The sequence below is a fragment of the Nonomuraea sp. NPDC048892 genome (assembly GCF_040649735.1).
Taxonomy (GTDB): domain Bacteria; phylum Actinomycetota; class Actinomycetes; order Streptosporangiales; family Streptosporangiaceae; genus Nonomuraea; species Nonomuraea maheshkhaliensis.
This window is the reverse complement of sequence record NZ_JBEZFZ010000035.1, coordinates 43,277-55,363: the sequence shown is the minus strand read 5'-3', so window position 1 is coordinate 55,363 and position 12,087 is coordinate 43,277. Positions and strand designations below refer to the sequence as shown.

The following is a 12,087-nucleotide window of genomic DNA, read 5'->3' as shown; positions in this document are numbered from 1 at the left end:
CGTCCGGCCGAATTACCTCGGTGACTTGGGCGATCCGCTGCAGCAGCTGCAGCCGATGATCTGGCAGGAGCAGCCGCAGTTCCTGGAGGCGCCGTGCTCCAGCATCCCGTGACCGCCGGTCAGCGACTCGATCTCGAGGTCGCCGGTCTCCAGTTCGAAGACGTCGACCGGAAGGTCGGCGACCGAGAACTTCGATTTCGCGGAGCTCATCGCGTTCCTTTCTTCTCACCCGGTTCCCCCAGCGGGAGCCGGACGCTTTCGGAAAACCCGCCCGGGCCCGGCCGCCGTCAGCTCGCCGGCACACCGGGGGCGACGGGCGCGGGAACGCCGCCGAGCTGGCTGGACAGGAGCTCGGCGTACAGGTCGTCGCTCCTCCTGAGCTCGTCGTGGGTGCCGGCGGCGCGGGCGACGCCCCGGTCGATGACGACGATGCGGTCGGCGTCCATGACCGTCGAGAGGCGGTGCGCCACCACGATGACGGTGACCGAGCGCGCGATGGTGCGTACGGTGTCGCGCAGGGCCGCCTCGTTGACGGCGTCGAGGTGCGAGGTGGCCTCGTCCAGCAGCAGCAGGCGCGGCCGGCGGAGCAGGGCGCGGGCGATGGCCAGGCGCTGCCGTTCCCCTCCCGACAGGGTGCCGCCGCGGTGCCCCACGGGCGTGTCGAGCCCGTCGGGCAGGCCCGCCACGAACCGGTCGAGCCGGGCCAGCCGCAGCACCTCGGCCAGCTCCGTGTCGGTGGCGCCGGGGACGGCGAAGGTCAGGTTGTCGCGGATGGTGCCGGCGAGCACGGGGGCGTCCTGCTCGACGTATCCGATCGCCTGGCGCAGCCGCGCGAGCGGCCAGTCCCTGATGTCGCGGTCTCCGACTAGGATGCGGCCGTCCTCGTACTCGTAGAAGCGCTCGATCAGGCCGAACACCGTGGACTTCCCCGCTCCCGAGGCTCCGGCCAGCGCGGTCACGGTTCCCGGCGCGGCGGTGAAGGTGAGGCCCCTGAGCACCGGGCGGGCGGCGTAGCCGAAGTGCACGAAGTCGAAGCGCACGCTCAGGGGTGAGCGGTCCGCCTGCGGCGGCGAGGGCTCGTACTCGTCCTCGGCGGGGTATTCCAGGGCCTCGGCGATCCGGGTGGCCCCGGCGCTCGCCGACTGGTACGCGGCGAGCGCCTGGATCACGTTCTGCATCGGCCCGATCAGGTAGAACACGTACAGCAGGAACGCCACCAGCACGCCGACCCCGATGGTCCCGGTCGCGACCCGGGCCGCGCCGGCCGTCAGCACCGTCAGGAGCGCGAGCTGGTAGGTCAGGCCGGTGACGTTCGCGGACACCACCTCCCACAGCGAGGCCCTGGTCCTGGCCCGGCGTACGGCCTCCGCCGCCGCGTGCAGGCGTGCCTCCTCCGTCCGCTCCGCGCCGAACGCCCGGATGGTGCGCAGGGCGCCCAGAGCCCGTTCCAGGTCGGCGGTGAGCGTGCCGACGGCCTCGGCCGTGGCCGTGCTCGCGCTTCTGATCCTGGGGGCGACCAGGCGGAAGGCCACGAACGCGACGACGACCACCGCCAGCGTCAGCCCCAGCAGGACCAGGTCCAGCAGGGCCATGAAGACGATCACCGTGACGATCACCGGGATGTGGACGCCCAGGCCGACGAGCACGTAGGTGGCCAGGTCGTCCGCGCTCGCGGCGTCGGCGGTGGCGCGGGCGAGCAGGTCGCCAGGCCGGAGCCGGTCGAACTCCGGGATGCCCAGCCGCACCAGGCGCGACGCGAGCCGCCGCCGGACGTCCCTGGTCAGGATGACGCCCGTGCGGTCGAGCAGGAACCAGCTGCCCGCGTTGAGCGCGACGTTGGCCACGACGAGCCCGCCGATCAGCAGCATGGGCCCGGACGCCCGGTCCCCGGCGGCGATCCGCCCGACGAGCTGCTGGATGGCGAGGGGCAGCGCGAGGACGCTCGCCGCCGACAGCGACGCCAGCACGAGGCCCAGGGCCAGCCGGGCGCGGTACGGCCGCGTCCAGCCCAGGAAGATCCGCCACACGGCCACCGGCCGGGCGGCCACCGCCTGTTGAGTCATCGATCCTTCTCTCCGCGATCTCGGACGGCCTCAGGGGAACGGGTGCGCTCCGGTGGTCTCGGGCGCGTCATGGGAACGGGTGCGGTTCGGTGTTGAGCTCGTCCTCGGTCAGGGGGCGCCGGGTGTGGCCGAGCAGGTAGGGCACCTCCAGCAGCCGGGGCAGCCCGCTGGTGCGCCGGTGGCGGTGCCCGAACGTCATCGGCAGCGTGCCGGGGATCAGCACCTTGACCGCGTGCAGGTCCATGGCGCGCAGTTCGTCCGGCGTCTGGTCGACGACCACGACGTCCAGCCCGGACCCGGTGTAGCGGCGGACGACGGCGCGCATCAGCTCCCCCAGGTCGCCGGACGCGAACTCCTCCGTGCCCGCGCCGACCTGGCCGGCCGTGCGGGAGGGCGTGCCCGCGGTGAGGAAGTCCAGCCGGGCCGCGGCGCGCGGATCGTGGAAGAGGAGCGGGTGGTCCTCCATCTCCTCGACGGCCGAGGAGTCCTCGGCCATGGCCGCCGCCCGGGCCCGCGCCTCGGGGGTGGCGCCGTACCGGATGCCGCTGGTGAGCATGTCGCCCAGCTCGGCCACCGCGCCCATGACCGCGCGGCGGCCGGACAGGTGGGCGCCCGCGGTGCAGAACGCGGCCGGCAGGCCGGTGCCCGGAGGGGCGGTGGCCAGGGCCCACACGGCGGGGATGCCGTGCTCGGTGGTGATGTCGAACAGGCGCAGGTCGTAGCCGGTCTCGGCGCGCAGGGCGGCGAGGTGCAGCTTGTCGCTCTCGTCGAGGATGGCCGGATCGATCTCCGGTACGGGCATGCGCGCGTACCAGGTGAGCAGGAACCCGTCGCGTTCGGCGATCTCCAGCATCCCGTACAGGACCGCCTCCTCCAGGCTGGAGCCGAGCGCGCACCCGTTGGAGATCTCGTAGACGAAGGGGCGGTTGTCCGGTCCGTGGGAGTGTGTCCCGTAGTAGGCGAGCGTCTCGGGCACCAGGATCGGCTCGCCGCGCAGGAACGACCAGCCCTGCACCCAGCGGTAGTCGCGGTCCGGGTCGAACGGCTCGTACCCGAAGCCGGGGGCCTCGTAGGCGTGCGGCGGGTGCAGGCCGAGGGTGCGCGGGTCCAGGGCGCGCTCCGCCAGGTCGTGGTAGGTGCCCACGTTCGGCGGGTGCAGCCGCCCCGGGGCGGCGGAGAACCGTTCCAGGGCCTCCAGCAGCGCGATCGTCCGGCTGACCCGGCGCTCGGGGGCGCGGCCGTAGCCGCCCGATCCCCTGGCCCATCGGTGCGACACCTCCGCCGAGCTGAGGATCGCCCCGCCGGAGGTGCGGTCGTGCAGCAGCCACACCACGCCGGTGCGTTCGTCGACGTAGGTCCCGGTCAGCGCGTCGAGCTCGGCGACGAGGTCGCGCCCCCGTACAACGCCCTCGGCGTGGCTCGGGACCGGTCTGGGCGTCCCCAGCGCTGTCGGGGGCTCGTCGGTGACGCGCGGGCCGCAGACCTCGCAGAGCGGGTCGGGCAGCACCCGGTGGGGGGTGATCGAGAGGTCGTGCAGGTCCACGGTGAGCACCGTGCCGCGGGTTCGCGGCCGCTCGCCGGCGGCGTGGGAGCGCAGGTCGTCGGCCATCAGGGCGGCCGCCAGGCGGACCGCGCCCGCGGTCAGCAGGGGTGAGGGGCCGGCCAGCCGGGCGGCGTGGCGTTCGCGGACGGCCTCGTTGCGTTCGTGCATCGGGCCGGCCCAGGACTGGCGGTAGGCGGCGCAGGAGGCGCACCCCTGCTCGCCCGGGGTCTCCCAGGGGCCGATGACGATCGTGTCCAGCTCGGTGCGGGCCGGGAGCACGGGGCCGGTGAGCCGGGCGCGCAGGCCCGCCGTGACGGCCTCGGCCCAGCCGTCGGTGGCGGCAACGGTCGGCGCCGGGGGGAGGTGGCCGTCCAGGAGGGGAACGGGTCGTACCCCGAGCCGCTCTGCCACGGCGCCGGCGATCCGCCCGCCCGCCAGCACGGTCACGGGGTGCTCAGCCATTCGGTGCCTTCTTTCCTGAGTCGTTCGGACCGTTGCGGTGACCGTCGTTCGGGCCGGGTGGTCAGCGGGGGTCGGTGATCACCACTCGCAGGCTCAGCGGGGCGATCGCCGCCACGGCGGAGTCGTGGTCGAGAGGGAGGACGACGGCGCGGCGGCCGACGACGGCCAGGGCCGCCGCCACCTTGTCCGGGTCGATGGACTGCCCGGGATCGAGCCGCATCATCGACCCCGCGAGCGTGGCAGGCCGAGGGGCGGCGTGCGGGCGCGGGCGTCCCGCGTGGATCCGCGTCTGGACGTCGAAGAGCGTGTCGAGGAGCCCTCTGGTCCAGGCCGAGGAGGCGGTTCCGGCGGTCCTGGCCACCTCCGCCCCGCCGTGGTGGAACGACAGCACGGTGACGCCGAAGCGGCCGCCGTGGTCACGGACCTCGGGCAGCTCGCCGAGCTCGGCCAGCAGGGCGAAGCACCGCCGTCCCGTCGCGTCCAGCTCGGCCGGGTCGATCGTGACGGGACGCCCCGCGCGGTTCTCGATCAGCTCGGCGTCGCACGTCCAGTGGGTGCACAGTCCGCGCGCCACGGCCTCGTCCCAGCTCGCGCCGTAACCCTCGCCCCGGCCCGGCACGTGGGCGCCCGCTTCGGTGGCCAGACGGGGGAAGGCCTGATCTGCGGGCAGCCGTACGGTCGCGGCGGCGGCCAGGTCGTACGCGAGCGCGAACCCGCTGCGGACACCGGCGGCCAGGACGGCGTGGAGGGCGGCGGGTCCGGCGTCCTCGGGGGCCAGCGGGGCGCCGCCGGAGTCCACCAGACGCCGTGGATCCACCGTGGCGGCGGCGTAGCGGGCCAGCGCCGCGCGGGCCGCCTCGATCCTGGTGTCCGCGTAGTCGAAGCCCACCGCGCGCACGACGGCGGCCTGGGTGTCGCCATTCGTCTCGATGCCGGATGCGTGTCCTGGCAGGAGCCCGGATGTGAGCCCGGACCCACCGGACCCAGACGTGAGCCCGGACCCGGATGCGAGCGCGTCGCCGGCCTCGGCTTCGGAGACGTGCAGCGGGCTTTGCGCGGCGGAGTCGTCGGGGAGGTAGCGGAACGGGCCGAAGAGCTCGTCGGCGGCCCTGACCGCCGCGTCCGAGAACGCCTGCCCGTCCTCGGCGGGCCGGGATCGGAGGTGCTCCACCCGGCTCAGCACCGCCTCGGGGGTGGACGCCGCCGCCGGCAGCTCGTACGGGTGCGGCGGGCAGTGGTGCCTGGAGGTGAGCAGATCCGGGCCGATGCGGGTCAGCTTGCCGGCGTGCCGTGGGTCCGCCGTGCCGGTCGCCCAGCGCAGCACCGCCCGTCCCACCTGCGCGGCGGCGGCCTCCACGTGCAGGCCGGTGATCGGTTCCGGGGCGCGTGGCTCCCGGCGGAGGCGGGCACGCAGCGATCCCGGCCGTGCCGTGGCGAGGGGATCCTCCTTGGCCGCCCGGACGGGGACGTACCAGATGTCCGTTCCGTCGCGCATGACGTAGCCGACGGCGAGCCCGTCCCGCTCGGCACGGTCCACGGCTCTGTCCCTGGGTTGCTCCCCGACCCGATCCCCTGTCTGCTTTCTGGGCTGCTCCCCGACCTGCTCCCTGGGCTGCTCCTCAACCCCCTCCGCGAGCTGCTCCCCTGAATGTGAGCGCCCCTTCGCGGAGGCCGGGTCGAGCGCGGAGGTCAGCAGGAGCACGTCCAAGCTCCACAGGTCCTCCTCGCCCAGCTCGCCCGCGCCGCACACCCGGACGTGCGCCGCCCCGGACGCGCGCAGGAAGGCGGCGACCGCCTCCGGCAGCGGGTCGTCCGCCGGGCCGTCGTGTGCGACGGCGACCTTGAGCTCGCGGAAGCGGGCGAACGCCGCCCGCGCCCCGTGGACGTGGGCCGCGACGAACGCGACCTCCGGCGCGAATCCACCACCCGGCGCCGCGTCGCCGCCATCGAGCCAGGGCCCTGCAACCGGTGCTTCGTCGCGACCGCCGGATGCGGGCCTTTCAGCCGATTCCTCGTCGCCGTCGTCGGGTGCGGGCCCTGCGGGGATCTCGCGCACGACGCCGGCCTCGCACAGCCGGGTCAGGATCGATCTGGCCAGCTCCGCGTGGGCGGCCGGCAGTCCTGCCGTGATCTCGTCCAGGCCGGACCGTCCGTCCAGGTGCGGCACGAGAGCCTCGACCCAGCGGGCGATGGACGTCCCGGTGAGGGTGACCGGCCCGGCCGGGGTGAGGATGTGCAGCCCGTTCTCGATCGGGGCCATGTACGCGTGGTCGACCAGACGCAGCCTCATACGTCCCTTCCCGTTTGGTGCTCTGCGGCGAAGGTGCCGAGCATGAACTCGCCGACCACGTCCTCGCTGAGGGGGTCGGCTCCTGAGATGCGCTGGAAGGCGCGTGGTGCGCTGGTCCCCAGGGCGCACCCGCCGAGCCCCATGGCGGTGGCGACGAGGTACATGGTCTGCATCAGGACGCCGAGGTTCTTCAGGACCAGCGCGTACGCCAGCCCCTCGTACACCCACATGAGCCGCTCGAACCGGGCGGTCACCAGCAGCAGCACCTGTGGTCGCGCCCGAGCGCCGGACATGGACCGCGCCGCCTCCAGCAGAGTCCGCTCCGCGCCGGCCCGCCGGGCCAGTGGCTCCAGCCGGTGACCGTAGCCGTCGTAGTGGTAGGTGCCCGGCTCCAGCCCGTCCACCTGGTGCGCCACGACGTACAGCTCCAGCTCGTGGACGCCGCCACCGCCGGGATAGGCACGGCGCGGCCGGTCGCCGTACGGTGTCGGGCGGTCGGAGGTCGCGGCGCAGCGGTGGAGGAACTCGGCGAGCTGGCCGACCGTGATCGGCCGGTCGGTGTCGTGGTCGCGCACAGATCGGCGTGCCCGCAGCACCTCGGTCAGCTTCAGGTCCGTGGCGAGGACCCGTTCGAGATCGGGACGGGGCAGGTCGATGGCAGGCCCGGCGGCGGGCTCTGCGGCGGACCCTGAGGCGGACCCGGCAGCGGACGCGGTGGCGAGTCCTGCCGCGAGCCCTGGGGCGAACCCGGCAGCTGGCCCGGCGGCAAGTCCTGTGGCGGACCTTGCGGCGGGCGCTGTGGTGGGCGGCCGGTGGGCCGGGTCGGTGACGTGTCCCAGCCCCCAGTACGTGGCACCGAACCCACCGGCCACCCCCACCGCACCGTCGATGCCCCGGCTGCTCCGGTGGAACGCCAGGTCGATCGCGGACCACTGCCGGACGCGGAACTCCGTGTCCTCCTCCCCCGTCACGGCGAGGCCGGACCACAGCAGGTCACGCCGGAGCAGGGACGCCGCCCGCGCGCCGATCCCGGGATGTTGGACGCGGGCGCCGGGATCGGCGAGGACGGCCAGCGCGCCGGGAGCGTGGACGGTGATGGAGGCCCAGGCCCGGGGCGACGTGGCGTACAGGCCGCCACCCGGGGCCGCCGCAATGGTGGTGAAGCGTGACAACCGGACCCCGGCAGGCGGATCGGCGGCGTTCGCTGGGGCCGCGGAGTCCGCAGGGTGGTTCTCGTCCAGGCGAGCATCATCGTGCGGGTAGACGTCGCCGTCCGGACATAAGTGCGGCTCCAGGGTGTAGACGGGTGTGTCCCCGTCGTGGACGGTGGCGACGAGCCAGCCGTCCCGGCGCAGCCCCGACAACAACATTCGGGCGCGCGGCGGAAACTCCTCGGCCCGATGCTCCCCCGAGGCGAGCGCCCGGACCACGGCCAGGTCCTCGCCGCCGATCGGCCGTACGTCCGGGTAGCCCACCAGGTGCACGCCGTCCTGCCCGCGACCGGCCGACACCCCGGCGCGCAGCCGCAGGGTCTCGTACACCTCCCCCGTGCCGTTCAGCGCGCTCACCCCGCGTCTCCGGCCGCCGCGGCGAAGTCGCGCAGCACGTCGGTGGCCTGTCTGCCGGTGCGCCGTTCCACTGTGGCGGCGATCAGGTAGCAGAGTAAGTAGCGTTGCAACGGGGTCACTCCCAGGCGGGTGAACTGCAGGTACATCAGGTTCAACACGAGCCGGAAGAGCGCGAACCAGGTGGACGGGAGCACCTCGGCGAGCCACCGCTCGTTCTCGGCGAGGGCCCGGTGGAACGGGCTCAGCTCCCGATAGGCCTCCCGCACCAGGGCCGGGTCGGCGTCTTCTTCTCCCAGCGGAAGCAGCCCGCGTTCGCGCAGGTCGAGCCCGCGTGCCCGGCTCTCCAGCAAGGCGCCGACCAGACTTCGCGTGGCGCCGTCCACGGCCCCGGAGCCGGGGTCGAGCAGGGCGTCCAGGCGGGCGCCGAGCGCGCCGGCCCGGTCCTGGAAGCGCGCCTCCCACTCGGTCCGCCGCGCGGCGCCGCCGGTCCCCTGGGCGAGGAAGGCGTCGGCGTGCGAGCGGAAGCTGAGGTAGCCGGCTTCGATGCCGTCGTCGTGGAACTCGTCGGCCACGACGACCATCGCGTCGAACGCCGCCGCGAGCGCGTCCCGCCCCCGCGCCATCCCGTCCAGGACGGCGAAGGCGTGCTCGTTGGCGGCGCCCATGAAGTCCGCGTACAGCGCCGCTGCCTCGGGCGTGCCGTGGACAGCCGTACGGGCGTCGTACGGTTCGGCGTGCCAGGAGTTGTCGTCGTACCAGGGAGTCAGCGGGCCGGGCTCGGCCTCGGCCTCCGCCAGCCGGCGGTGCAGCGGCAACATCGCGGCCGCGTCGTGAGCCGTGACCGGCAGCCGCGCCAGGTACGGGCCGATCCGCGCCGCGACCATCGGCAGCACCTCCGCGCGGAAGGCCGCCCCGTCGGCCTCGACGTTCAGGCGGATGTGCGGGCCCTGGCGCCAGTGCCGGGCGAACCATGACCGATGACCCTGCTCCGACAGATCGGTCATGACGGGACGTACGACGTCCAGCAGCAGCCGGTCGGTGGCGTCGCCGTAGTGGTGGACGTGCACGCTGTGCCAGCCGGTTGTCATGCGAGGGCCTCCTCCCTGGCGAGTTCGGCGAACGTCCTGGCGGCCCAGTCGCGAAGGTGGAGCTCCTCGTCCAGGCCCACGCCGAGCCGGTTGCAGGTCAGGTGGGCGCACATGTCCAGAACGAGCCCGGCTTCGGCCTCCTCGATCCGGCCGGCCAGCGTGGAGGCGGAGGCCGCGAGGGCGCCGGCGAACCCGGACGGCTCCCCCGGCGGGTTCGCGGCCAGCGCCCGCGTCCGTTCGGCGATGGCGCGCAGGGCGGGACGGCGGCGCTCGTACTCGGCCTGCCCGCCGGGCGGCCACGGGGGCGCTTCCTGCTCCGGCCGGCCGGTGCCGCGCGAGGCGATCCACCGGTTCAGGGCGAGCACGGCGAACGCGGCCGTGGTGCGCCGGTCACCGGTGGGGCCCGTCGCCAGCAGCCGGCGGACCGCCGCGCTGCACCGGACGAAGTGGTCCTCAACGGCGTGCAGGGCCGCGCCCGTGCCGTATTTATCGGTTTCCGGACGGTACGGGATGAAGGCGAATGAGTTCGGGGGCCGGCGGTGACGCTCGTACGATCGCAGCCGCTCCAGCGCCGCCATCGAGGGCGCGTAGCGGTCGTAGTCCTCCTGGGTCACCCGGACGGGTGCGGGCAGGCGGTTGAGCGAGTCCGCGATGGCGCCCGACAGGATCCGTCGTACGTCGTCCGCGCGTCCCGGCCCGGCCAGGACCCGGACCCGCAGGTGCGGCCCGCCCTCCCAGTACCGCAGGAAGAACAGGCCCCGGCCGGCCGCGGCGTGGTCGAGCCGGCTCTGTACGGTGGCCAGCAGGTCGGTGATGACGAGGTCGAGGTCGCCGTCGTAGAAGACGTGGGCGCTGATCCACGACCGCGCGCCGGCCATCCGCAACACCCGCTTCCTGGCTCGCCCCGGCCACCGCCACCGGCGAACGGGCCGGTCGTCACGGATGACTGGACTGCCGGGAGCGTAACCAGCGCCGGAATATCTTCGGCACACGCTCCGTATACGCGCCTGGTCAGCCCCGGGCCGCCTCATCGCGGGGTCGCGGCCCGGCGAAGGTGGCACCCCTGCCGACCGGCCCTCGCCGACCGGCCCTCGTTGCCGGCTTTCAGGCGGACGCGCCGACGGCCGAAGCCGTCGTCGCAGGTGAGCGGCGTAAGCTGATCGGTGAGGGCGTACGCGTCCGGGACGAAAAGGTCCCATGCGGGCGGCGCTCGCACACCGTCATCTGCGATCAGGAGGAACGGTGCCAAAGATACTCGTGCACGGAAATCCCGAGACCACGTCGGTCTGGAGCGAGTTCCTCCCGGAGTTGCACAAGCGCGGCGTCGACGACGTCGTCCTGCTGTCGCCCCCTGGTTACGGCGCGCCGATTCCCGACGGATTCGGCTGCACCAGGATCGAATATCGCGACTGGCTGATCGGCCGGATCGAGGCGATCGGCGCGCCGGTCGATCTCGTCGGGCACGACTGGGGCGCCTGTCACACGTACGCGGTGGCGGCCGAACGCCCTGACCTGCTCAGGACCTGGGCGGCCGACTGCGGCGGCCTCCTTCACCCCAACTATGTGTGGCATTCGCAGGCCCTGACCCTGCAGACCCCGGAGGAGGGCGAGAAGCTGGTCGCCAAGATGCTCACCTGGACGGGCGCGGACTTCATCGCCACCCGCCGGATCCCGGAACGGTTCGGCCCGAGTGCCGCCGAGGGCTTCGACGAGGTGATGGGCGAGGCGATGTTGAAGCTCTACCGCTCGGCCGTGCAGCCGGCGCTGCGCGAACTCGGCGAACAGCTCGCCCGGGCGCCACGCCGGCCCGCGCTGATGTTCCACACCCCGGAGGATCCGTACACGAACCCCGAGGACACGTTCGAGATGGCCGAACGCGTCGGCGCCGACGTCGTCACCCTTCCCGGCGCCGCCCATTGGTGGATGTTCGAGACTCCCGGGGAGGCGGCCGACGCGCTCGTGTCCTTCTGGGCACGGGCGTGACGCATCGCACCGACGCGGCCCCTCACGAGCGGCCACGTCAGCCGGGCCCTCGCTAGCGGGCCGCGTCGGCCGGGCCTTCGTGGATAGCCGGGCCGTCGTGAGCGGCCGGGGCTGGAAGAACGGAGCGTGACCGAACGACGGAGCCGGCCGGTATCAGGGGTCGATCCTGATCAGGTCGGCGACCTCCTCGGGCAGGCCGGGTGAGGTCATGACGTGGCCCATTCCGGGCACGACGTGCAGCACCGCGCCCGGGATCGCGGCGGCCAAGGCCTCGCCGTGGGCGAGCGGGTGGACCGGATCCTGGTCGCCGTGCACGATCGAGGTCGGCGCGGTGATCGCCGGCAGCGGGGCGAGCAGGCCGGGGTCGTCCATCCACGCGGCCCGATGGTGGTTGGCCGCGGCCGCCGGGTCGACAGCTCGCGACAGCGCGAGCTCCAGCATCGTCCGGGCGGCCGGCTCGTCGAACGGCCGTACCGGCCCGTTGAAGATCCGGAACAGCGCCACGTCGGACTCCACGCTCGGCGGTAGCCCGGCGGCCAGGTGTGCGAGGAACTCCGGCGCCGGCGGCGGCAGATCGTCCGGGTCGGCCGGCTCCCCGGCCTGCGCCCGTGCCCACGCCGCACTCGGGTCGTGCCCCATCGGCGAGCTGGACATCACCGTCAGCGACCGGACCCGGTCCGGCGCGTGCACCCCCAGCCACTGCGCGATCATGCCGCCCAACGAGGCCCCGGCCACATGAGCGGAGCTCAGCTCATAGCCGTCCAGCACGGCCAGGCAGTCGCGGGCCATGTCTCCGATCGTGTACGGATGAGCGTCGAAGTCGACGACACTGGACCGGCCGGTGTCCCGATGATCGAACCGGATCACCTGGACCCCGCGCTCAACCAGCCGGCCGACGAGCGCGTCGGGGCAACTAACACCCTGAGCGGCCGACCCCATGATCATCAACACGGCGGGACGTCCGGGATCTCCGACCCGTTCCGTCCAGATCCGCAGCGGCCCGGAGTCCACGAATCGCTCATGCGTCTCCAACATGGAGGCACGGTAGCCGCTATCCACCGCTAAATGCTGATATTTATCGACGGCCCGG

Annotated in this window: 9 protein-coding genes; 1 reads left to right on the top strand and 8 read right to left on the bottom strand. The window is 73.6% G+C overall.

Annotated features, from left to right (window positions below):
* Window positions 1-12: 12 nt before the first annotated feature.
* The 7 genes from AB0C28_RS50455 to AB0C28_RS50425 form a co-directional block, all read right to left on the bottom strand.
* Window positions 13-210, bottom strand: a complete 198-nt coding sequence (locus tag AB0C28_RS50455) for a thiomuracin/GE37468 family thiazolyl RiPP peptide (protein WP_326641297.1) — start codon at window positions 208-210, stop codon at window positions 13-15.
* Between the two features lie 77 nt (window positions 211-287).
* The gene (locus AB0C28_RS50450; protein WP_357857283.1) at window positions 288-2,063 is read right to left on the bottom strand and encodes an ABC transporter ATP-binding protein; all 1,776 of its coding nucleotides are present in this window, start codon (window positions 2,061-2,063) and stop codon (window positions 288-290) included.
* A 67-nt stretch (window positions 2,064-2,130) separates the two neighbouring features.
* Complete coding sequence (locus AB0C28_RS50445; RefSeq protein WP_358083776.1) at window positions 2,131-4,068, bottom strand: TOMM precursor leader peptide-binding protein; 1,938 nt, start codon at window positions 4,066-4,068, stop codon at window positions 2,131-2,133.
* A gap of 61 nt (window positions 4,069-4,129) precedes the next feature.
* Window positions 4,130-6,358, bottom strand: a complete 2,229-nt coding sequence (locus AB0C28_RS50440; protein ID WP_358083773.1) for a hypothetical protein — start codon at window positions 6,356-6,358, stop codon at window positions 4,130-4,132.
* The gene (locus AB0C28_RS50435) at window positions 6,355-7,926 is read right to left on the bottom strand and encodes a SagB family peptide dehydrogenase (RefSeq protein WP_358083771.1); all 1,572 of its coding nucleotides are present in this window, start codon (window positions 7,924-7,926) and stop codon (window positions 6,355-6,357) included. Before AB0C28_RS50435 ends, AB0C28_RS50440 begins: the two co-directional genes overlap by 4 nt.
* Window positions 7,923-9,014, bottom strand: a complete 1,092-nt coding sequence (locus AB0C28_RS50430) for a thiopeptide maturation pyridine synthase (RefSeq protein ID WP_358083768.1) — start codon at window positions 9,012-9,014, stop codon at window positions 7,923-7,925. The genes AB0C28_RS50435 and AB0C28_RS50430 overlap by 4 nt, the downstream gene beginning before the upstream one ends.
* Entirely contained in the window at window positions 9,011-9,892 is an 882-nt protein-coding gene (locus AB0C28_RS50425; RefSeq protein ID WP_358083765.1) for a lantibiotic dehydratase C-terminal domain-containing protein, read from the bottom strand. Before AB0C28_RS50425 ends, AB0C28_RS50430 begins: the two co-directional genes overlap by 4 nt.
* 364 nt (window positions 9,893-10,256) lie before the next feature.
* On the opposite strand from AB0C28_RS50425, the gene AB0C28_RS50420 reads away from it, so the two are divergent.
* Window positions 10,257-10,997 carry an alpha/beta hydrolase gene (locus AB0C28_RS50420; RefSeq protein ID WP_358083762.1) on the top strand — a complete coding sequence of 247 codons (741 nt, stop codon included), beginning with the start codon at window positions 10,257-10,259 and terminating at the stop codon, window positions 10,995-10,997.
* A gap of 153 nt (window positions 10,998-11,150) precedes the next feature.
* On the opposite strand, the gene AB0C28_RS50415 is transcribed toward AB0C28_RS50420, so the two are convergent.
* The gene (locus AB0C28_RS50415; RefSeq protein WP_357857262.1) at window positions 11,151-12,032 is read right to left on the bottom strand and encodes an alpha/beta fold hydrolase; all 882 of its coding nucleotides are present in this window, start codon (window positions 12,030-12,032) and stop codon (window positions 11,151-11,153) included.
* Window positions 12,033-12,087 lie beyond the last annotated feature (55 nt).